This is a genomic window from Halobaculum rarum, from assembly GCF_040025155.1.
GTDB classification, from domain to species: domain Archaea; phylum Halobacteriota; class Halobacteria; order Halobacteriales; family Haloferacaceae; genus Halobaculum; species Halobaculum rarum.
In genome coordinates this window covers 198,466-217,986 of the sequence record NZ_CP157275.1, presented here as the reverse complement: position 1 = coordinate 217,986, position 19,521 = coordinate 198,466, and the positions used below count along the sequence as shown (strand labels likewise).

The 19,521-nt window shown below is 64.2% G+C and carries 21 protein-coding genes; 11 read left to right on the top strand and 10 right to left on the bottom strand.

Annotated elements, in window-relative coordinates; genetic code table 11:
* Nucleotides 1-8 precede the first annotated feature (8 nt).
* Complete coding sequence (locus ABJD39_RS01180) at nt 9-1,175, top strand: DHH family phosphoesterase (protein WP_348611041.1); 1,167 nt, start codon at nt 9-11, stop codon at nt 1,173-1,175.
* Nucleotides 1,176-1,272: 97 nt separating this feature from the next.
* A complete protein-coding gene (locus ABJD39_RS01175; RefSeq protein WP_348611038.1) occupies nt 1,273-2,373 on the top strand; it encodes an aldo/keto reductase in 1,101 nt (366 codons plus the stop codon).
* A gap of 87 nt (nt 2,374-2,460) precedes the next feature.
* On the opposite strand, the gene ABJD39_RS01170 is transcribed toward ABJD39_RS01175, so the two are convergent.
* A complete protein-coding gene (locus tag ABJD39_RS01170) occupies nt 2,461-2,631 on the bottom strand; it encodes an HVO_0758 family zinc finger protein (protein ID WP_348611036.1) in 171 nt (56 codons plus the stop codon).
* Nucleotides 2,632-2,818: 187 nt separating this feature from the next.
* On the opposite strand from ABJD39_RS01170, the gene ABJD39_RS01165 reads away from it, so the two are divergent.
* A complete protein-coding gene (locus tag ABJD39_RS01165; protein WP_348613678.1) occupies nt 2,819-3,940 on the top strand; it encodes an MFS transporter in 1,122 nt (373 codons plus the stop codon).
* A gap of 91 nt (nt 3,941-4,031) precedes the next feature.
* Nucleotides 4,032-4,928, top strand: coding sequence for a VOC family protein (locus ABJD39_RS01160; RefSeq protein ID WP_348611033.1), 897 nt, complete (start codon nt 4,032-4,034; stop codon nt 4,926-4,928).
* A gap of 68 nt (nt 4,929-4,996) precedes the next feature.
* Here ABJD39_RS01160 and ABJD39_RS01155 read toward each other — a convergent pair whose 3' ends face one another.
* The 6 genes from ABJD39_RS01155 to metG form a co-directional block, all read right to left on the bottom strand.
* On the bottom strand, nt 4,997-5,176 hold the full coding sequence (locus tag ABJD39_RS01155; RefSeq protein ID WP_348611030.1) for a hypothetical protein: 180 nt from the start codon (nt 5,174-5,176) through the stop codon (nt 4,997-4,999).
* Between the two features lie 273 nt (nt 5,177-5,449).
* Nucleotides 5,450-5,761 (bottom strand): ArsR family transcriptional regulator, encoded by a 312-nt coding sequence (locus ABJD39_RS01150; protein WP_348611027.1) that lies wholly within the window; start codon nt 5,759-5,761, stop codon nt 5,450-5,452.
* Nucleotides 5,762-6,007: 246 nt separating this feature from the next.
* Entirely contained in the window at nt 6,008-6,289 is a 282-nt protein-coding gene (locus tag ABJD39_RS01145; protein WP_348611024.1) for a hypothetical protein, read from the bottom strand.
* Between the two features lie 227 nt (nt 6,290-6,516).
* Nucleotides 6,517-7,314 (bottom strand): TrmB family transcriptional regulator, encoded by a 798-nt coding sequence (locus ABJD39_RS01140; protein ID WP_348611021.1) that lies wholly within the window; start codon nt 7,312-7,314, stop codon nt 6,517-6,519.
* Nucleotides 7,315-7,610: 296 nt separating this feature from the next.
* Nucleotides 7,611-7,817 carry a cold-shock protein gene (locus tag ABJD39_RS01135; protein WP_008418277.1) on the bottom strand — a complete coding sequence of 69 codons (207 nt, stop codon included), beginning with the start codon at nt 7,815-7,817 and terminating at the stop codon, nt 7,611-7,613.
* Nucleotides 7,818-8,130: 313 nt separating this feature from the next.
* Entirely contained in the window at nt 8,131-10,242 is a 2,112-nt protein-coding gene (gene metG, locus ABJD39_RS01130) for a methionine--tRNA ligase (protein ID WP_348611016.1), read from the bottom strand.
* A 232-nt stretch (nt 10,243-10,474) separates the two neighbouring features.
* Between metG and ABJD39_RS01125 the strand changes: the two genes are divergently transcribed.
* Together ABJD39_RS01125 and ABJD39_RS01120 are read left to right on the top strand one after the other, a co-directional pair.
* The gene (locus ABJD39_RS01125; RefSeq protein ID WP_348611013.1) at nt 10,475-10,945 is read left to right on the top strand and encodes a YbaK/EbsC family protein; all 471 of its coding nucleotides are present in this window, start codon (nt 10,475-10,477) and stop codon (nt 10,943-10,945) included.
* Between the two features lie 251 nt (nt 10,946-11,196).
* On the top strand, nt 11,197-12,480 hold the full coding sequence (locus ABJD39_RS01120) for a PQQ-binding-like beta-propeller repeat protein (protein WP_348611010.1): 1,284 nt from the start codon (nt 11,197-11,199) through the stop codon (nt 12,478-12,480).
* Nucleotides 12,481-12,663: 183 nt separating this feature from the next.
* Here ABJD39_RS01120 and ABJD39_RS01115 read toward each other — a convergent pair whose 3' ends face one another.
* Nucleotides 12,664-13,131: a hypothetical protein gene (locus ABJD39_RS01115; RefSeq protein WP_348611007.1), complete on the bottom strand. Its 468-nt coding sequence runs from the start codon at nt 13,129-13,131 to the stop codon at nt 12,664-12,666.
* 114 nt (nt 13,132-13,245) lie between these two features.
* Here ABJD39_RS01115 and ABJD39_RS01110 point away from each other — a divergent pair, with 114 nt between their 5' ends.
* Both ABJD39_RS01110 and ABJD39_RS01105 read left to right on the top strand, forming a co-directional pair.
* Nucleotides 13,246-14,973, top strand: a complete 1,728-nt coding sequence (locus ABJD39_RS01110; RefSeq protein WP_348611004.1) for a transposase — start codon at nt 13,246-13,248, stop codon at nt 14,971-14,973.
* A gap of 421 nt (nt 14,974-15,394) precedes the next feature.
* Complete coding sequence (locus ABJD39_RS01105) at nt 15,395-15,676, top strand: HalOD1 output domain-containing protein (protein WP_348611001.1); 282 nt, start codon at nt 15,395-15,397, stop codon at nt 15,674-15,676.
* A 39-nt stretch (nt 15,677-15,715) separates the two neighbouring features.
* Here the strand turns inward: ABJD39_RS01105 and ABJD39_RS01100 are convergent, their stop codons facing one another.
* The gene (locus ABJD39_RS01100; RefSeq protein ID WP_348610998.1) at nt 15,716-16,417 is read right to left on the bottom strand and encodes a helix-turn-helix domain-containing protein; all 702 of its coding nucleotides are present in this window, start codon (nt 16,415-16,417) and stop codon (nt 15,716-15,718) included.
* A gap of 260 nt (nt 16,418-16,677) precedes the next feature.
* Between ABJD39_RS01100 and ABJD39_RS01095 the strand changes: the two genes are divergently transcribed.
* From ABJD39_RS01095 to ABJD39_RS01085, 3 genes are all read left to right on the top strand, one after another.
* On the top strand, nt 16,678-16,968 hold the full coding sequence (locus ABJD39_RS01095; RefSeq protein WP_348610995.1) for a hypothetical protein: 291 nt from the start codon (nt 16,678-16,680) through the stop codon (nt 16,966-16,968).
* A 120-nt stretch (nt 16,969-17,088) separates the two neighbouring features.
* Nucleotides 17,089-17,445 carry a winged helix-turn-helix transcriptional regulator gene (locus tag ABJD39_RS01090; RefSeq protein WP_348610992.1) on the top strand — a complete coding sequence of 119 codons (357 nt, stop codon included), beginning with the start codon at nt 17,089-17,091 and terminating at the stop codon, nt 17,443-17,445.
* A 100-nt stretch (nt 17,446-17,545) separates the two neighbouring features.
* Nucleotides 17,546-18,697 carry a DNA-methyltransferase gene (locus ABJD39_RS01085; protein ID WP_348610989.1) on the top strand — a complete coding sequence of 384 codons (1,152 nt, stop codon included), beginning with the start codon at nt 17,546-17,548 and terminating at the stop codon, nt 18,695-18,697.
* A 73-nt stretch (nt 18,698-18,770) separates the two neighbouring features.
* Here ABJD39_RS01085 and ABJD39_RS01080 read toward each other — a convergent pair whose 3' ends face one another.
* Nucleotides 18,771-19,319, bottom strand: coding sequence for a YqaA family protein (locus ABJD39_RS01080; RefSeq protein ID WP_348613677.1), 549 nt, complete (start codon nt 19,317-19,319; stop codon nt 18,771-18,773).
* Between the last annotated feature and the right edge of the window lie 202 nt (nt 19,320-19,521).

Here is a 19,521-nt window from a genome sequence, read left to right as displayed (position 1 = left end):
GCGCCGCCATGGCACAGGTGAGCACGCGAGCCATCCAGGCGGGATGGGACGCGCTGGCCGCCAATCCACGGCTGGTGGTCGCCATCGCTGGCGGCGCTCTCGCGCTCGTCGCCGCGCTGGCGCTGTACCGACGACTTCGTCGGGCGCCGGGGGAGCAGTTCCGAGCGCTGCTGGCCGGCCGAGAGTCGATCAGCGTGCTCTTGCACCCGAATCCGGACGGGGACGCGATGGCCGCCGGCATCGCCGTCGCCGAACTCGCCGAGAGCGTCGATACCGACGCGATCATCCAGTACACTGGCCAGGTACGCCGCCAGGAGAACCGCGCGTTCCGGACCGTCCTCGACGTGGAGCTGGACCGGATCGACCACGTCTCGGACCTGGCCGCCGAGGCGGTCGTCCTCGTCGACCACAACGCCCCGCGCGGGTTCGCGGGCGCCGACGGCGTGCTTCCGTTCGCTGTCGTCGACCACCACCCCGGAGAGGGAGGCGGCGAGGCGTACACCGACGTTCGCACCGACTACGGCGCATCCGCGAGCATTCTCGCGGAGTACTTCCGTGACACCGGCGCGACGCCGATCCCGCCGGACGCCCACGAGACGGAGGTGACCGGGGCGACCCTCTCGACACGGACGGCGACCGGTCTGCTGTACGGCATCATCTCCGACACGAACCGACTGACCAGAGGGGCGTCCGCGGCTGACTTCGCCGCGGGGGCGTACCTCCAGCCCGGCGTCGACGAGGACACCCTCGAACGGATCGCGGACCCGGCCGTCAGCACCGAGGCGCTCGACGTGAAAGCGCGCGCCATCGCCGGCCGCGAGGTCCGCGGTTCCTTCGCCATCAGCGACGTGGGACGCGTCTCCAACGTCGACGCCATCCCGCAGGCGGCCGACGAACTCGTCGGCCTCGAAGGGGTGACGGCGGTCGTCGTCCTCGGCGAGCGGGAGGGCACGATCCACCTCTCCGGGCGCTCGCGCGACGACCGCGTCCACATGGGCCGGGCGTTAGAGGCAGCCGTCAGCGACGTGAACGATGCCTCCGCTGGCGGGCACGCCCGGATGGGCGGCGGCCAGATCGGCCCACAGGTCACCGTCGACGGGAGCGAGGACGTCCCCGTCTTCGGGCGGGATGAGCTGATCGACTGGCTGTTCGACGCGATGGACGGGGAGCGGTAGACGAGGAGCGGTAGACGGCGGACGCGAGGACGGGAGCGACTGTGAGTGTCCATCCGACAGCGGCAGCCCTTTTCTCGTTCATCCCGAACCGACCGACATGGCAACCTCCAGCGGGACGTGGGCGTACCGCGACCGCTTCGGCGACCGCTTCGGTCGCACCTACTTTCGCCGGTTCGGCCCCGGCGTCGTCTCCAGCGTCGGCCTCGGCACGTACCTGGGCGACCCAACCGACGCGGTCGACGATCGCTATCGCGAGGCGCTGGTTGCGGGACTGGAATCCGGGATCAACCTCGTCGACACCGCGAGTAACTACCGCTGCGGGCGCTCCGAGCGCGTCGTCGGGGAGGCGCTTCGCGATTCGACCGTCGACCGCGACCGCGTCGTCGTCGCGAGCAAGGCGGGCTTTCTCCCGTTCGAGGGGGAACGTCCCGACGATCCGAGCGAGTACGTCCGCGAGCGGTTCGTCGACACCGGCCTCGTCGACCCGGCGGATCTCGCCCACGGAAGCCACTGCATCGCCCCGGAGTTCCTGAACGCGATGCTCGACCGATCGCTGGACGCGCTCGGCGTCGACTCGATCGACTGCTACTACGTCCACAACCCCGAGACCCAGCTCGCGGGTCGCGGGCGTGAGGCCGTCTACGACCAGCTCGGCGCCGCGTTCGAGGCGCTCGAACGCCGACGCGCCGCCGGCGACATCGGCGGGTACGGCGTCGCCAGCTGGGAGGCGTTCCGCGTCCCGGCCGACCACGACGCAGCCCTCGATCTGGCGGCGGTACTCGCCCGCGCCGAGGCCGCCGCCGATCGGGCCGGCCTCGACGACCACGGCCTCCGGGCGGTACAGCTCCCGTTCAACGTACGGATGGCGGACGCGTTCACCCGCGAACGGCACGACGCCGACGCCGAGGACGGTCCGGTGAGCGCGCTGGAGTTCTGTCACCGCGAGGGGCTGTCAGTGTTCGCCGCCGCCAGCCTCGGCCAGGGCGACCTGGCGAAGGAGGGATCGATCCCCGAGTCCGTCGAAGCCCAGTTGGCCGGGGACTCGCCGGCCCAGCGGGCGCTGAACTTCGCGCGGTCGGCGCCCGCGGTGACCGCGGCGCTCGTCGGCTGCAGTCGAGTCGAACACGTCCGCGAGAGCGTCGCCGCGGGGACGTTCGACCCGCTGGGCGCGTCGGCGTTCGACTCGGTGTTCGAGTAGCAGGGCACTAGAAACGGAGGCAAGAACCGGAGAACGGATCGCGGAGGGGCTAGATCGGTCGTCGTCGCGATCGGAGATCGGCCGGAGTCAGCGCAGTTCCTTCCACTCGCGGCCGCAGTCCGGACAGGTTCGCACGGAGTACACTTCCTCCGGCGGGTTCTTCTTCGCGAGTGACTGGCCGCAGTCGGAACACACCAGCCGCTCGTAGTTGTCCTTCTCCAACTCTCCCTCGCGGAGCCCCTTCCGGGTCGATTTCATACCCGTGAATTGGCGTGGGGGCCTCAAAAGCACGGCGTTGCGTACGACCACGCCGTCCGGCGGCGCGTGCGAGTCGTGCCCACGCTGGTGGCGAGTCGGAAGGCTTGACCCTCGACGCCCGAACCGTTCGACCGTGTCACGGGGACGGCTGTTCGGAACACTGTGCGGGGCGGTGTTCCTCGTCAATATGGCGCGGGTCGTGTTCGCGCCGTTGCTGTCGGAGTTCATCGATACCTTCGGGATCGGCGAGGCGACCGCGGGACTGCTCGTCACGCTCGTGTGGGTCGGCAGCGCCGCCCCCAGGCTCCCGACCGGGTGGCTGCTCACCCGAGTCCCCCGCTACCACGTCGTCCTCGCCGCCGGGGTCGTCCTCACGCTGGCGTCGACGTTCGCGGCGTTCGCCCCCGGAATCGACGTGCTGATGATCGCCGCGGTCGGTATGGGCCTGGCCTCCGGCGTCTACTTCATCGCTGGCAACCCGCTCGTCTCGGAGCTGTTCCCCGAAACGGTCGGGCGGGTCATGGGGATCCACGGCACCGCCAGCCAGTTGGCCGCCGTCGCCGCCGCGCCGTTCGTCACGGTCGCGCTCGGCCTCGGGATCGAGGCGGCCGCGGGGTGGCGCGCCGTCTTCGCGGTGCTGGCCGTCGCGGCGGCGACCGTCACCGGCGCGGTGTTCGTCGCCGCCCGCGGCGCCGACCTCCCCGACGCCGGCGCCGGCGACCGCGACCTGCTCGGCGCGGCGCGGTCGGAGTGGCGGACGATCGTCACCGGGGTATTGATCCTCGGGATCACCGGGTTCGTCTGGCAGGGCGTGTTCAACTTCTACGAGCTCTACATGCTCGACAAGGGGCTCGCGCCGAACGTCGCCCGCAACGCGCTCACCGTCGTCTTCGGCGCAGGCGTCCCGGCGTTCCTGATCTCCGGGCGACTCGCCGACCGGTTCCCGCACGTTCCGTACCTGCTGAGCGTCCTCGCGGCGTTCATCGTGTGCCTGTTCGCGCTGGTGTCGGTCTCCGGGCTCGTGCCGCTGCTCGTCGTCTCGGCGGTCACGGGCTACGTCATCCACTCGTTGTTCCCGGCGATGGACACCTATCTCCTCGACACGCTGCCGGACGCGACCCGTGGGTCGGCGTACGCCGTCTACTCCGCGTCGATGATGATCGTTCAAGCGACCGGCTCCTCGGTCGTTGGATCGCTCCGCGGCGCCGGCGTCGCGTACGACACCGTCTTCGGCGCCGCCGCGGTCGGACTGGTGGTGCTGCTGGTCGGACTGGTGCTCGCCCAGCGGGCGTCGTGGCTGCCCGAGTGACCTGCCGGCGCGATCCGGCTGTCGTGACGCAGACAGCGGATCGAACCGCTCCCGACGCCACGATTTTATCAGCGTGTCGAGTATATCTGCCATGTCAACGCGTTCACTTCCCGCGGAGACGCGGCTCGGTCGCGTCACCCTCACCGTTTCCGATCTCGACGCCGTGCTCCCGTTTTACCGCGATGTCGTGGGCCTCCGCGTTCACGAGCGGGGCGACGGCCGTGCGGTTCTCGGCAACGGTGCCGACGCTGTCGCTGACGGCGACTCCGCCGGCGCTCCCGTCGCAGCCCCTCTGCTCGTCCTTGAGGAGGACCCCGACGCCGCCCCTCGGCCCCCAAACGCCGCAGGACTGTTTCACACGGCCTTCCTGTTTCCGTCGCGGAGAGCGCTCGGCGACGCGCTCGCACGGATCCGCGACGTCGGCGCACGGCTCACCGGTGCCTCCGACCACCGCGTCAGCGAGGCGCTGTATCTGCGCGACCCCGAGGGGAACGGCGTCGAACTGTACCGCGATCGCCCGCGCGAGGAGTGGCCGGAAGCGGACGGCGAGGTGCGGATGGATACGCTGCCGCTCGACGTGGACGCGCTCCTCGCCGACCGTGCGGGCGACGCGGACGCCGCCGGCGACCCCGCTCCCGCCGGCATGACTGTCGGCCACGTCCACCTGGAGGTTACCGACCTCGGTGCTGCCGAGGCGTTCTACGTCGACGCCGCGGGGTTCGACGTTCGCCAGCGTTGGGAATCAGACGCCCTGTTCGTCGCCGCCGGCGGCTATCACCACCACGTCGGCCTCAACACCTGGAACCGACGCAGCGAGCCGGCGTCCGGTCGAGGGCTCGCCGAGTTTGCGGTGGTCGTTCCCGACGGGGACACGCTCGAAGCGGTCCGCCAGTCGCTCGTCGATATCGGAGTCGAGGTGATCGACGACGCCAACGGGCTCGTTGCGGTCTCCCCGGATGATATCCACGTTCGATTCGTGATCGCGTAGCTGTCGAGGGTAGTATCAGGGTCCGTTCGGAACGGTCCGTCGAAAATCAGTAGAGACGGAGGCCGCAACTACTCCTTTGTTCCCGTCGACCCGACCGGCTGCTCCCCGCACTCCGGGCACTCCTCGTGGGTACTGTCGAACCGCTCATCACACGCAGGACACTGGGACATCTCGTTCCCGTCGGCTGCGTTCTCCGCAGTCTGCTTGAACTCCTCGACCCGTCGCCCGAGTTCGTTGAAAAGCCCCATGAGTTGCGTGAACAACGGGACCACGAGACAAAAGCGTTCGCCGGATCGTCCTGTAAATACGGTAAGACAAAGCACTTACCAGAGTCGCATGAAGGCAGGGCGTATGGAGTAGCGGCGAATCCTCACCGTCTTCCTGAATCGAACTGTCTTTGCGGCGTTCCTGCTTGTTCAAACCAAAAAGTCTGATTTGCGTATATTTCGCTCAGCAGATGTCTTCTAAGGTAGGTGTGAGTAGTGTCGTGAATACACTACGTGTCTCGGTCCGAGTGTGGATCACAGCCACCCGTCGGGAAGTTCGTCCTCGTGGGCAGCGAGCATCTCCAGCAGGGAGCGGATCTCCTCAAAGTTCGGGCCCTTCGATATATCGTTGGTGTCCCGGTTCCGTGTGATGAACCCGTACCCCTCCAGTTTCGGGAGGTGGACGTGCTTCATCCCGATGAGCCGCTCGACTTCCTCCTCGTTCGATCCGTCCGGATCGATCTTCTCCGAGTCGTCGTCCTGCGGGTTGTGAACGAGCAATCCACGCAGCAACTTCCGACGCTGAACGTGTCCGAGGGCATCGAGACATTCATCGAATGTCCGCATAGCTTGGGTACCTTCCATACCGGTCGAACACCCTACAAGCGGAAGTAGCCCGTCAGTATTCACTCATTACTTTTTTTTTGAGTAAGTGAGTGACATCGGATCGAGTTCGCCGAACGGAAGTACTGATTCCGAATAAGCGAGAAGTGGATAGTACGGAGACTCGATTCCGCAAGCGGTTGCTGGGGTTCTCGCAACAGCGGAGAACCATCGGAACGGTTCTGATCGGCTCGGAAAACCTATGGCCGGTTAGCGTTCGGCAGGCGTGACGCTGACCGTATTGCCTACGATTCGGACATAGTAGTTCGCGACATTGAGAGCGATGGAGACTATGCGGTCGTTTCCGAGGGGGGTGCCGAGGGCATCGAGGTCGACATACGTTTGAAGTGGGGCATCGATGAGGTCCGCTTTGTCTGTTCCGTCGTTCTGTTCGTGAGCGGCGATCGTTTCAAGGATCGCCACAGCCGGCTCGGTTTCACTCCAGTCGTACTCGCGCCGCACATCACCCAGTACCGCAAGCGAACGAGCCATTCGTCAGTTAATTGGTATCAAACCCTATGAACGTGATGAAGGCAGACGTTACTGGACCTACGGGGCCGAAATTGGTCAATACGTAGTGTCCGATCCAGTTACCTACCGATCAACGGCGTTTCGTGATTGATAGGCAACCCTACCTAGCAGCTCCTTCCAGTCTTCTCTCTGTGTGCGCTCTCAGCGTCGCGGGAGAACCAGAGACTCACGAACGCTCTGTAGGGGATCTATTCATCGGATCCGGATGTGAGGGTGTTGAGTCGCCAGGTGAAGATGGCCCGCAGCACCACGACGAGGCTGTTGTGCTCGCCCGTCCCCCAGATGCCCGTTTCGTGGATACCGTCCGTCGCGTCCTGGTCGACAAGGACACTCACGAGGGCGGTTCGCTTGTCGGTGATGAGCAGGCTTCCGGCTCCCTCATCGGACCACGCCCACAACGTCTCGAAGAGTTCAGCCGAGGGGATCTGCTCTTGGATCTCGGCCTGAACGGCGTCGGAAACCCCCGCGAGATAGATGTCGACGCCACGCTCTTCGGCCGCCTCCAGGTGGTCGAGGTGCTCGTCGGTGAGGAGTTCATCGACGGTCATGTAGATGAGTTCGTCTTCGGCGTCGTCGATGAATTCGAGGAGTCGACTGGTGACCGCCTCGTGACCCGTGACCGTCCACACCCCGAACTCCTCGGACTGCGGGTCGGCGGGTTCGAGGTGATCGAACAGTTCGCTCAACTCCGTGATGGTGTTCTCGCGTTGAATGTCGAGTTTGCGGAGGGCGCTCTCTCGTGACACCGGCGTGAATCTCTTGGGCGACGTGTGTTGAATATCGACCAACCCAGCCTCGTGGAGGGCCTCAACCGCGTCGTAGACGCGGGTACGGGGGACGTCGCCGACCTCTGCGATGTCCTTTGCGGTGCCAACCCCGAGTCGAAGGAGATAGACGTAGGTGTAGGCTTCGTACTCGCTGAAGCCGAACTCTTTGAGCAAACTGGCACACTCGTATTCGAGTTGTTCGGTTGACTTTTGGCTCATACCTCTTTATACGAGGCAGCACCGAAAAAGAGGGGAGGTAATTCACTTCCGGGGGGGTTCCGGGAACTCTGCGACGGAACGGGTATCCCACGCCGAATGATCTGCAACTCTACGTAGCAGCACGCTCCAGTCTTCTCTCTGTGAAATCTCAGCGTCGCGGGAGAACCAGAGACTCACGAACGCTCCGTACAGAGCGCTCCGTACAGCGTGTACCGGTATAGCGTCAGCTCACGCGTGTAACCGTCCGAAAAATCGGATTATTGTCTGTCGCTGTGAGCGACAGTTGTGTCTCGGTATTACTGCCGGACGACGTTCGCCGCGCGCGGGCCCTTGGGCGAGGACTCGATGTCGAACTCGACCTCAGTCCCTTCCGTGAGGTCCTCGCCGCCGACATCCTCCATGTGGAAGAACACGTCTTCGTCGTCGTCGAGGTCGCCGTCGTCAGTCGAAATGAAACCGTAGCCGCCCGTGTCGTTGAAGAAGTCAACCTTACCGTTTGCCATTACAAATATACCAAGGGCTGGATGAGGGATAACCCTTCCGAGGGTCGAGGTACCACGACCCTCCACACCCCCATTCGCAGATCTTCTTTCCGGGTATTCCGTCTTATAGATCCGTAATTAACACCAATTCAGAGCGATCCAAGCGGTTCGGACGTACGTTCCTGTCTTCAGGAGAGCGATTTTATATCTCATCATACGGTTTATTTCGTCTACTCATAGCTAGCAGTCCGGCAGACAGAATCAGCCACAAGCTGCCGCGGGCAGCGCGGCTGGCGGAGAACGAGCGCGAAGAAAACAGCAGTTCCGGACTGCGTTACCGGATCTTCGTCCCGACCGACGAATCGCCGTGGGTCGTCAGCAGGTCCGCGTCCTCGCCCGCGGCCAGCAGCATGCCGTTGGACTCGTGGCCGAACAGCTCGGCCTTCTCGAGGTTCGCGACGATGACTACCTTCGTCCCCGGGAGGTCGTCCACATCGTGGAGCTGTTTGATACCCGCGACGATCTGGCGCTCCTCGACGCCGATGTCGACGGTGAGCTTCACGAGCTTGTCGGAGTCCTCGATGGGCTCGGCTGCCAGGATCTCCCCGATGCGGAGGTCGAGATCTTGGAACTCGTCGAAGCTGATGCGGTCGTCGGCGACGGGTTCGATGTCGCTCATGGCCGACTCGCCGTCCGCCTCGGCCTCGACGTTTTCGGTTTCACCCGCGTCCTCGTCGGTCGCCGCCTCGGCGACGCGCGATTCGAGCTTCGCGTTGAGCTCCTCAACGCGCTCATCTTCGATCTTCTCGTAGAGCTCCGCGGGCGCGCCGAAGTCGCGCGGGGGCGCCGCCAGCGCGGCGTCCGTAGTAACGTCGTGGACTGAGCCGTCCTCGCCGATCTGGCTCCACAGCTCCTCGCTGGTCCCGGGCGCGATCGGCTCGAAGAGGACGGCGACGGCCTTCGCGATCTGGACGCAGTCGCGGATCACCTGCGCGGCCGCCTCGTCGTCCTCGCCGACGAGGTTCCACGGCTCCTCGCGCTGGATGTACTCGTTGCCGAAGCGGGCCAGCTCGACGGTCGCGTTTCCGATCTGTCGGACCGAGTAGTCGTTGACACCGGCCTCGAAGTCGGCGACGGCGGACTCGATCTGGGCCGTGACCTCGTCGCTGACCTCCGTCTCGGGCGTCCCCTCGAAGTTGCGGTGGGCGAACAGCAGCGAGCGGTAGAGGAAGTTCCCGACCGTGCCGACGAGCTCGTTGTTGACGCGGTCGCGGAACTTCTCCCACGAGAAGTCGACGTCCTGCTGGAACCCGCCGTTGGTGGCGAGGTAGTAGCGCAACAGGTCCGGGTGGAAGCCCTCGTCGAGGTACTCGCGCGCCCACACCGCACGGTTTCGGGAGGTGGAGAAGCCGTCCCCGTCGAGCGTCATGAACCCGCTGGCCATCACCGCGCGGGGTTCGGTGTAGTCGACGCCGCGCAGCATCGCCGGCCAGAAGACGGTGTGGTGCTGGATGATGTCGCGCCCGATGACGTGGACGATCTCGCCGTCCTCCCGCCACGCTCGCTGCCAGTCGTACTCGTCGGCACCGACGCGCTCGGTGTACTGCTTCGTCGAGGAGACGTACTCGATGGGCGCGTCGACCCAGACGTACAGGACGAGGTCGGTCGGCTCCTCGCCCTCGATCTCGGGGTAGTCGATCCCCCAGTCCATGTCGCGGGTGATACACCAGTCGCGGAGGCCGTCCTCGAGCCACCCGCGCGGCTGATTCCGGGCGTTCGCGGTTCCCTCTAGTCGGTCGAGAAAGCCCGAGAGGTACTCCTCGAACTCCGAGACGCGGAAGAACTTGTGTGTCTGGTCGCGGTACTCCGCGGGGTTGCCGGTGACCGTCGAGCGCGGCTCCTCGATCTCGCCGGGTTCGAGGTGGCGGCCGCAGCCCTCGTCACACTCGTCGCCGCGGGCGAGTTCCCCGCAGTAGGGGCACGTCCCCTCGACGTATCGGTCCGGGAGCGACTGTTCGGCCTCGGGGTCGTACGCGACCTTGATCTCCTTCTCGTAGACGTGGTCGTTCTCCTCCAGCGTGCGGACGAACTCCTGGGTTGTCTCGGTGTTCGTCGCGTCGTGCGTGTGTCCGTAGTTGTCGAAGTCGACGTCGAACCGCGGGAACGTCTCCTCGTACTGCGCGTGCCACGCGAGCGCGAACTCCTCCGGCGAGGTGCCCTCCTTCTCGGCGTTGACCGCGACGGGGGTGCCGTGCATGTCCGACCCGCAGACGAACGCGGTCTCCTGGCCGAGCGATTCCAGCGCTCGCGCGTACACGTCGCCGCCGACGTACGTCCGGAGGTGGCCGATGTGGAGGTCGCCGTTGGCGTACGGCAACCCGCACGTCACCACCGCCGGCGCGTTCGCGGGGAACGGCTCGCGCGTGTGAGTGTCCTTGCTGCTCATGGTTGTCGTGACGTGGATGCGGGCCTAAAGCCCGCCGAATCGGACGAACGAACTCCGTCCGTGTGCGTCGCCGGTTCCCCCAGCTGCGCGCCCGGGGTTCACGTCGCCGCCGGCGCCGCCCCGCTACGGCTCGCGACGACCGCGAACGATCCGCCCGGCGCTTGAGAACCACCGCATACGCGTCGGTGTCGCCTCCCGTAGCTACTTGGATGTCGACGCGATCCGCGGTGGTATGCACGCCAGCGCGGCACGGTTCGCACGACGCGTCAGCGACGAGTACGGATTCGACCCCGATATCGAGGAGTTCCCCGAGGGAACGAAAACCGCGGCCGATGCCGCCGACGCCGTCGGCTGCTCGGTCGCACAGATCGTCAAGAGCATCGTCCTCGTCGCAGACGACGGGGTGATCGTCGTGCTCACCGCCGGCGACAACCGCGTCGACACGGACGCGCTCGCGGCCGAACTCGGCGCCGAGTCCGTTCGGACGGGGAACCCCGACGAGGTGAAAGCGGCCACGGGCTGGAGCATCGGCGGCGTCCCGCCGTTCGGTCACGACTCCCCGGTTCCGACGTATCTCGACGAGTCGCTGCTCGACCACGACCGGATCTGGGCGGCCGCAGGGACGCCGGACGCGGTGTTCGCGCTCGCTCCCGCGGAGTTACAGGCGATCGCGGATCCGGTGACGACGGACGCGTTCGAGTAGCGTAAACTGAATATCGCGATACGGAATCGCCGGATCGGCGGCGGGCACAGATTCTGCGTTTGGATTTCTACAAGCCATCAATTGTATAACTACATATTGCAATTCGGCCAGACAGGGGCGTCTACGAGCCCCCTGTCGATGATTAACACTACGTGGCACGGACTCTTACCAGCCTCAGCACGTCATTCAGAGTGGTTTCGGATATGCTCACATACTAACTATATCTCTGCGTCAAGAACGAGATAGATACGATGTATCGGCGCGAGCTCATTACGACTGCCGGACTTTCCTCGCTAGCTCTTGCAGGATGTCTGAGCCGCCGGCCCTCTCAGTCACTCGGCGATATCGACTGTACGCCCGAGACGACCGACGGCTCCGGTAGCGAAGCGCCCCAGCCGAAGTCCGTATCGGGGTCGTGGCACTCGTTCCAGTACGACCTCGGGAACACCGGATTCAACCCGGACGCCGATGGGCCGAGCGACTGCCCTGATCTGCTCTGGCGGTTCCGAGTTGATCCCGAAGAGCCGGCGACCGAAGTCAATTACTCCATCTTGACAGGTCCGATCGTTCACGACGGGGTCGTCTACACCCGCGATAACAAGGGCAAACTCTATGCGCTCAATGCGACGAGTGGGTCCGTTGAATGGACCTTCGATATTCCGAGGTGGAATATCTACGGACCGACGTACGACGACGACACATTGTACGTTACAGCCGATCAGTACCTCGTCGCTATCGACAGCGAGTCGAGACGGGAACGATGGACGCTCACCCCGTCCGTGCTCGGGCCACACCCGATGGGTGACGATCGAGACTGGATGTACGCGGAGGTGGCCGCGAGGGACGGCCGTGTGTTCGTCGGCACCGCCGACAACACGTTCTGCGCGATCGACACCACAACGAGAACTCCGCTGTGGCAGGTGGATCTCCCCCAACTCGCGTCGTCTCTGATCGAGGAGAGCAGCGATGTGGATATCCAAGGACAACCGGTGATTCACGACGACATCGTCGCTGTCGCGTTGTCAGCCGGCTACCTTTTGCTGCTCGATGTGGACACCGGGGACGTAGTATGGACCCACGGGATCTCCGGGTATATCGTAGCGGCACCATCGATCCGCGATGAGACGGTGTACATCGTCGGCTCCGACGGTATTCAGGCGCTCTCGTTGACCGACGGATCAGTGAAATGGACGTACGGGAGCGACGACCACGTGAGCTGTTCGCCCGCCATCACGGACGACGTGGTCGTCGGTGTGGCAGGATCCAGCTTCGGGAACCGAATGCTCGTCGGAATCGATACACGAACCGGAGCGCGTCGGTGGGAAGTCCCTGCGGCGACCGATCTCTCGGCAGCGCCGAGTATCGCCGGTGGAACGGTCGTAATGGGGTTGACGAACGGCTTACTTGCAGTCGATCTTGCGACTGGAGACCAGCGGTGGCAGGCCCAAACGAACAATATCTCGGGGTCGCCAGCACTCGTTGACGACGTGGTGATCGCCGGAGACAGGGACGGGTACGTCTACGCATTTCGATGATCAGTGAAATCGAAGCCATTAGGCAAGTTCAGATAAGGATATTTTGGTGAAGGAGATGCCGTGAAGCTGTAGGGAACAACAGTAGACACTTAGCAATACGTTCAGGAATCAGTCGCAACTCGGTGGACAGAATTGTCCCATCCTGAGGACTCTTCAACGAGCCTATTGTCATAACATCCGAAGTCAGGGGGTCTCGATGAACTGTTGGAGGAACTTTTGGAGATCGTGTGGACTGTGTTCCTCCATTTGAATATCAGAGACCCAATCAGCACCGGCTGGCGACGCCGTGAGAATCAAGCGCCGCTCACGGTCTTGGATCTCTTTAATAATCTCCCGACGGGTCTGGTACAATGTATTCAGATCCTCGTCAACAGCGTGGTCGTAGAGCGCCTGCCCCAGTTCGGCGAGTCGATACACCTTCGCTGAAACTCCGTTTCTATCCTCCAGTTCTTGTTTCCAGAGGTCTCGTTGTTTACCGGCTTTGAGCCGCTGTTGGACTGTACTTGAACTCAGCAAGAGTTCCTTTCGCAGGTCAGTATGGCGTTGTGTCCGCTTCTCACCGATTCTTACGAGGATCTCTATCGTTCCCTTCTTCTGGAGGAGTTCTGCCGTATGCTCGTCGATGTCGAACTCCGAATCGTCCCCACTCATTGTTCGAATCGAACTCTTGTTCGCGAAGGCTTATAGGTGAAGATAGATAATGGCAGAGTGTTCGAATCAAACAAATGCTCGCTCCACAGCTATTCTTGAACTAAACATATTCTTATGTCGTCTCCTCCCGCTGCGGCTGAAGCCCTCGTCATCCACGCAGAAGCGCTCTGCGACCAGGAGGACCACCTCTGGGATGTGATCGGTCAGCTATCGATCCCATCTGACCTGTTGACCGATGACCGGGATCAAGCGAAGGTTCTGTTCAAGACAGAGGAATTGACGCGGGCATTCCTCTACCAGCACGTGCGGGGATTCTCACAGAACGAGCTCGCGGAGCGTCTCCAGGAACGGCCGACCCTTCTCCACCGATTCGGGTTTGGAGTCGACAATCCAGCCCAAGCTCCCGAACAGCAAACGCTCAGTTATGCCTGGTCTCGATTCGGCGAGTCAACAGAAACGATCAATGCTACCGCACGTGCAATCCAAGATCTCGCGGTCGAGCACGACATCATTTCAGAGGCGCTTGTCGCGACAGACTCGACATCAGAATCAGCTGAGACACCCGAGAAAACCGAATCGATCAAGAAGGAGAAGGCCACCCAAACCGTGCGATTAGCTCGAAAACACGTTCTTCCGGAGTTCGTGACAGGCAGAGCGGCTCACCAGACGTACTCTGATGAAGAGATCCTCGATATGTTCGCCCGCATGTGTGCAACGCGCGGAAGTGCCCACTCCGAAAGCCAGTATGGATGGCTCACGGGACACGATCTGACCTGTCACGACTCAACGTTCCTCCGGGCGATCAAGAAAGTCGGAACCACGAGAGCTGAATTCGGACAGAGCACGCTTTCCGACTTTCATAGAAGCGACACCATGCCTGGTATCGAGCTGATTCGAGACCAGGTGATGGGCTGTTTCGATGCTGCAACCGAGAACGTCATCAACTCCATCCGCGGGGAACACACGTTCAACTCTCGGGAGACCGTCGCTGCTATCGACATCACTCACGTTCCGTTCCACGTCTGGCCTTGGGAGGACAGGGAGGCCAACATTCCCAAACCGGACTACCCTCCGATGGTGAGCGGCTACAAGAAGGACGAAGAATACAAGCGCGGGTACAAGTTCGCGACTATCACGCTGGTGGGTGACCATGCACCGATTGTCCTCGGGATCGAGCCGGTCAAAGAGAATTCTTCGTGGGAGCCTGACGATGCACCGTCGACTTCGAAGGCCGAGCTGGTGAGTCGGTTACTCGACAGCGCCGAGCAGTTCGTTGATCTGGACACGGTGCTGTTTGACCGCGGCTTCTACGTCCACGACGTGTACGCAGAAGTCGATGATCGGGGACTTACGTATCTCTCTCCGGTCCCGAAATATGAGGACGACTTGGAAGCGATTGAGGGGATTCAGGAGCACCCGACGGCCGAGCAAGCGGTGGAGCACAACGTTCCGTTTGGAGTGGACGGTGAGGTTCACCACAAAGCTGAGTTCCTGTACGCGCCGAGTACACGCGAGGATGCTAGCGGGAAGTACGCTGTATTCGTGACGAACAAGGAGCGAGTGGAGCCTGCGGAGATCTCGAGCGTCGTCAATGAATACAGACGACGGTGGGACATCGAGAATCAGTACAAGTCGATCAAGAGCTTCCTGCCGAAGACATCGTCGACGGACTACCGGGTTCGGCTGTGCAACTTCGCGTTCGCGACGCTGATCTACAATCTGTGGCGGCTGACAGACTACCTCCTCAAGGTTGCTCTTGATAGGCCGGTACGATCTGCTCCAGTGATCACGGCGAAGACATTCGTACGAGCGTTGGGGGAATTCCTGCGTGAGTTCGGATAACCGGGTTCTCGTAACAGGGTTTGCTCTTCAGTAGCGGCTGCTCTGTTCAGTAGTGGGCGGAGTAGAATATCTTGTCAAGAATAATCTAACAATGTACTGCTGAGTCACTATCGAGGCAACTTCTCAGCAGAATCGAGTCCGCCAATGTGGTATTCAGCTTATTCTTGTTTGTAGCCGTATAAGCACGCGAAGAATGTGGGCGGGAGTGTCGCCAGCCCCGCACCGCTTTCGCTGTCGAATCGGCGCGGATCGACGTGAGCGTGATGTGTCACGCACGAGCACGCTCGGTGGACACCACCGAGAACAGTTGGACTGCAGGTGGCCGCAGTAACCAAAGCGTACTGCAGCCGGGTGGTACCTCGAACTGTAGGGAATCGAACTATGGCGTCTGCAGTCGACAGACGATATGGGAGTCCATTGAATGTCAGATCAACTGACCGGCCGGGACGACACTGGCGAGGGACGGCAGCCGTCGCGCCTCGTGATCGAGTCCGTCGCCGAGGCGACCGGCACCGACCCGCTCCGTCTTCCACCGCTCCACGACGTGGTCGACCCAGATGCTCTGGATCGTCTGTTCACGAGCGATATCGGACCCGGAACGCGGGCGACGGACGGCCACGTCACGTTCCGCTATCACGGATGCGACGTTACGATCCACGCGAGCGGTGGGACGACCGTCGAACCGACTGGAAGGGATACCTAGCCCGATCGAAGCTCGGTACCGGGCCCGCGGCTTCCCGCTTCACTGTTCATTGAACAACGTCGCGATGAGCGTCCGCTCGGCGGCGTGGACGTGCTCCGAGAACGTCGCCGACGAAATACCGAGTTCCGATGCGACCGCCTCGCCGGTACACCCGCGAGGCCAGTCGTAGTAGCCGGCCTCGAAGGCGGTCTGTAGGACCTCGCGCTGTCGGTCGGTGAGTTGCGCCTCCAGCGTTCGGTGCAGCGTCGCCTCCGAGAGCAGCGGACCCATCGACCGCTTCCCTCGCTTCGACACCAGCGTCGCCTCGGGCGTCTCCTCGAGGAACGTTCCGACGATTCCCGCGGGGTCGGCCTCCGACGGGATCTCGGCGACGATGGTGCCCCGGCCGGCGGCTCCCCGAACCGTCCGCGGGAGCGCGCCGAGTTCGGCCAGCCGACGAGCCGGACAGTCGCCGGACACCAGGAATTCGAACAGGCTGCCGTCGCGGTACGTCTCGACCAGCGCGACCTCCGTGCCCTCGTGTTCGGCCGCGAGCGCTGCGATTCGGTCGGGATCCGCGCCCGTCACGTTGAAGAACTCGGCGTACCGGCCGTCGCCCCGTGGTACCAGCTCGGCGAGCTCAAGCGTACAGTCGGCGACCGCGGACGCCCGGACGAACGGATACGCCGATCGCTCGAGTCGGAACTCGACTTCGAGGACGTCGCCGTCACCGTTGCTGTGGTTTTGGGTCGCCTTTGACATGTGTGGTTGCCGGTACCCTCCCGACTGAATGAGTCTTTCGGGCGGTCAACACGATCACGGGTGATCCATACGTCCGATCACAGTCCATCTGCCTGCGCTCAGCCGACGGAGAGCGTCTCCTGGTCGTGCGTGCGTCGTTGATCGTCACCGTAGTCTCGTACTCACCCGGCTCCTCGAAGGGTGCGATGTGCAACCCTGTGGTCCCCGATCGCCGGTTTCGAGTCGGATCGTTGAACCCGTGTCCGGTCCATCCTTCCGCCGTGACAGTCCTCGATTCGCTCCCGCCGCGACCGCTCCGTTCATCGGAACTACAGGCGCTCCGCGACGCCGACGGCGTCACCGAGGCCGCGCCCCTGGGGGTAGATGACGACGACATCCGCGCGCTCGCCGTCCAGACGGACGAGACGATCCACGGCCTCGGCTACGATCCCGACACGGGCTGGACGGTGGTCGACAGCCGCGAGGCCGGCGACCCGGAGGACCTCGCGGCGGTGCGTGACTCGCTGAAGAGCTGGGAGGCGACGCGTGCGGCCGTCGACGCCGACGAGTGAGGCCCGCCTGCAACGAACGTATCCGACTCGTCCGTACCGCTGACATCGTGACACGTGATTGTCGTCCGTTACCCGGTTCGAATCCGAACTGCTATACCTCCCGGACGTGTACAAAGCCCAATGGCAGTCGAAGAGCCGCAGGCGGCGGAGTCCGTGGAGTCGCTCGACGCGGGGCCGTGCCCCGTCGTCGACGCGCTCGAACAGGTCGGGTCGAAGTGGCGTCTCGTGGTGCTGCACGACCTCTTGGACGGCGAGAAGCGGTTCAACGAGCTGAAGCGCTCGACGGACGCCAGCGCGCGGACGCTCTCGCGGGTCCTCGACGACCTCCGAGAGATGGACTTCGTCCAGAAGCGCATGGAGCCGGACGCGCCCGTTGCGACGTACTACTCGCTGACCGACAAGGGAGAGTCGCTGTCGGTCGTCTTCGACGAGGTGGAGTCGTGGGCCGGCGAGTGGCTCGACACCTGCGCCGAGTAGTCGCTGACGCGGTCTCGGTTCCGGTTCTTGACCCCCCCGGCCGTCGACCGGATCGCCGGGGTTTATTCGCCCGCCCCACGCGGGCCGATCCGATGACGCGATGAGCGGCGACGACGACCCGGACGCGGCTGGGGAAGACGGCGTCGAGGCCGCCCAGGCCGCCGCCACACCCGGTGTCGACCCGACATTCGAGACCGAACACGCCGTCGGCGTCGGCGACGCCCGCGCGCTCGCGCTCCCGGACGAGTCGGTCGACCTCGTCGTCACCTCGCCGCCGTACCCGATGGTCGAGCAGTGGGACGACCTCTTCGCGCGGCTCGATCCTGCGGTCGGGGATGCAGTCGAGGCGGCACGATCGGGCGGCTCCGACGCCGCGGCGGCCGCCGAGCGCGCGTTCGACGCGATGCACGAGGCGCTCGCGCCGGCGTGGGGGGAGCTCGCGCGCGTGCTCGCCCCCGGCGGCGTCGCCTGCGTCAACGTCGGCGACGCGACCCGGTCGATCGGCGGGCGGTTCCGGCTGTGGGACAACGCGACCCGGGTCGCGGACGCGCTCGACGCGGCGGGACTGGACCGTCTGCCGGGCGTGCTGTGGCGCAAGCCGACGAACGCGCCGACGAAGTTCATGGGCAGCGGCACGCTCCCGCCGAACGCCTACGTCACGCTCGAACACGAGCACGTGCTCGTGTTCCGGAAGGGGTCGCGCCGCTCGTTCGACGCCGGCGACCCCGCGCGCTACGCGTCGGCGTACTTCTGGGAGGAACGCAACCGCTGGTTCTCGGACACGTGGGACGACCTCCGCGGGGTCGACCAGGCGCTCGATGCGGGCGACGCCCGCGACCGGTCGGCGGCGTTCCCGTTCGAGCTCCCGTACCGGCTGATCTGTATGTACTCGACGTACGGCGACCGCGTGCTCGACCCGTTCTGGGGGACCGGAACGACCACACTGGCGTCGATGGCCGCCGGCCGCGACTCCGTCGGTGTCGAGCGCGACCCCGACCTGGTCGCGTCGTTCAACGCCGACGCCCGACGCGCGCCCACGTTCTCCCGCGATCGGGGACGTCGCAGGCTCCGCGAACACCGAGCGTTCGTCGCCGAGCGCGACGAACGGCCGGGCTACGACGCGAGACACTACGAATTTCCGGTGGTGACGAAGGCCGAACGCGACATTCGACTGTACGAAGCGACCGCGGTCGACTCGACGGTCGGCGGCTATCGTGTGAGACACGAGCCGATCGAGTCAGCGACGGAGTGAGTCGCCGACGGAGTGAGTCGCCGACCGAGTGAATCGGCGGCAGAGTGAACCGGCAGTGGAACGACTCGCCGGGTCAGAACAGTCCGAGCGTGAGCGAGCCGGCGCCGAACAGGCCGAGCGTGACGACCAGCCGGCCGACACTGCCGACGAACGTCGCGAGCGCGAACCGCCAGTAGTCGCGTTCGAGCACGGCGAACGCGTAAATCGAGATCGTGTCCGGGAAGAACGGCACCGAGAGCGCGAGCGCGAGCCCCCCGTAGCCGTACCGACGCGCCAGCTCCGCGGTCGTGCTCTCGGACCACTCGATCACGTCGAACCGGGAGCGTCGGAGCCACCTGATGATCGGCCCGGACTGCTTCGCCTCCTGCCCGATGTGGAACGCAAACACGGAGCCCGCGGCCTTCCCGAGCCCGGAGACGAACATGATCACCGAGAGTTTCGCCCACGTGGGGAGCCCCAGATCCAAGGGGGCCAACAGGACGACCTCGCTCACGCCCGGGAGCGCGAACGCGATGAGAAACGAGTAGACGAAGATGATCCCCAGCCCGGTCCAGCCGGTCGCGGTCTCGACGAGCCGCGTGAGCCAGCCGAAGTCCGGCCACCAGGACGGCTCGCTCGCCAGCGGGACCGCGGCGTCGATGGGGGCGAGTCCGACAGACGTCGCCGTGGCGACGGTGTCGGCCGTCGCCAGCGCGGCTGAGGCGGGGACCGGAAGCACGATCAAAGAGGGGCGATAGCGTAGAATAAGTCCGATGGTTCCCGGCGAGGAATGGTGTCGGCCCACCATCCCTTCGCTGTCGATCGCTCCGGAACCCGTTGGCCCA

Bases quoted from the DNA above. Each gene is read 5' to 3' on its own strand.
- ABJD39_RS01180 (WP_348611041.1), top strand. From the start codon at position 9: ATGGCACAGGTGAGCACGCGAGCCATCCAGGCGGGATGGGACGCGCTG.
- ABJD39_RS01175 (WP_348611038.1), top strand. From the start codon at position 1,273: ATGGCAACCTCCAGCGGGACGTGGGCGTACCGCGACCGCTTCGGCGAC.
- ABJD39_RS01170 (WP_348611036.1), bottom strand. From the start codon at position 2,631: ATGAAATCGACCCGGAAGGGGCTCCGCGAGGGAGAGTTGGAGAAGGAC.
- ABJD39_RS01165 (WP_348613678.1), top strand. From the start codon at position 2,819: ATGGCGCGGGTCGTGTTCGCGCCGTTGCTGTCGGAGTTCATCGATACC.
- ABJD39_RS01160 (WP_348611033.1), top strand. From the start codon at position 4,032: ATGTCAACGCGTTCACTTCCCGCGGAGACGCGGCTCGGTCGCGTCACC.
- ABJD39_RS01155 (WP_348611030.1), bottom strand. From the start codon at position 5,176: ATGGGGCTTTTCAACGAACTCGGGCGACGGGTCGAGGAGTTCAAGCAG.
- ABJD39_RS01150 (WP_348611027.1), bottom strand. From the start codon at position 5,761: ATGCGGACATTCGATGAATGTCTCGATGCCCTCGGACACGTTCAGCGT.
- ABJD39_RS01145 (WP_348611024.1), bottom strand. From the start codon at position 6,289: ATGGCTCGTTCGCTTGCGGTACTGGGTGATGTGCGGCGCGAGTACGAC.
- ABJD39_RS01140 (WP_348611021.1), bottom strand. From the start codon at position 7,314: ATGAGCCAAAAGTCAACCGAACAACTCGAATACGAGTGTGCCAGTTTG.
- ABJD39_RS01135 (WP_008418277.1), bottom strand. From the start codon at position 7,817: ATGGCAAACGGTAAGGTTGACTTCTTCAACGACACGGGCGGCTACGGT.
- metG (WP_348611016.1), bottom strand. From the start codon at position 10,242: ATGAGCAGCAAGGACACTCACACGCGCGAGCCGTTCCCCGCGAACGCG.
- ABJD39_RS01125 (WP_348611013.1), top strand. From the start codon at position 10,475: ATGCACGCCAGCGCGGCACGGTTCGCACGACGCGTCAGCGACGAGTAC.
- ABJD39_RS01120 (WP_348611010.1), top strand. From the start codon at position 11,197: ATGTATCGGCGCGAGCTCATTACGACTGCCGGACTTTCCTCGCTAGCT.
- ABJD39_RS01115 (WP_348611007.1), bottom strand. From the start codon at position 13,131: ATGAGTGGGGACGATTCGGAGTTCGACATCGACGAGCATACGGCAGAA.
- ABJD39_RS01110 (WP_348611004.1), top strand. From the start codon at position 13,246: ATGTCGTCTCCTCCCGCTGCGGCTGAAGCCCTCGTCATCCACGCAGAA.
- ABJD39_RS01105 (WP_348611001.1), top strand. From the start codon at position 15,395: ATGTCAGATCAACTGACCGGCCGGGACGACACTGGCGAGGGACGGCAG.
- ABJD39_RS01100 (WP_348610998.1), bottom strand. From the start codon at position 16,417: ATGTCAAAGGCGACCCAAAACCACAGCAACGGTGACGGCGACGTCCTC.
- ABJD39_RS01090 (WP_348610992.1), top strand. From the start codon at position 17,089: ATGGCAGTCGAAGAGCCGCAGGCGGCGGAGTCCGTGGAGTCGCTCGAC.
- ABJD39_RS01085 (WP_348610989.1), top strand. From the start codon at position 17,546: ATGAGCGGCGACGACGACCCGGACGCGGCTGGGGAAGACGGCGTCGAG.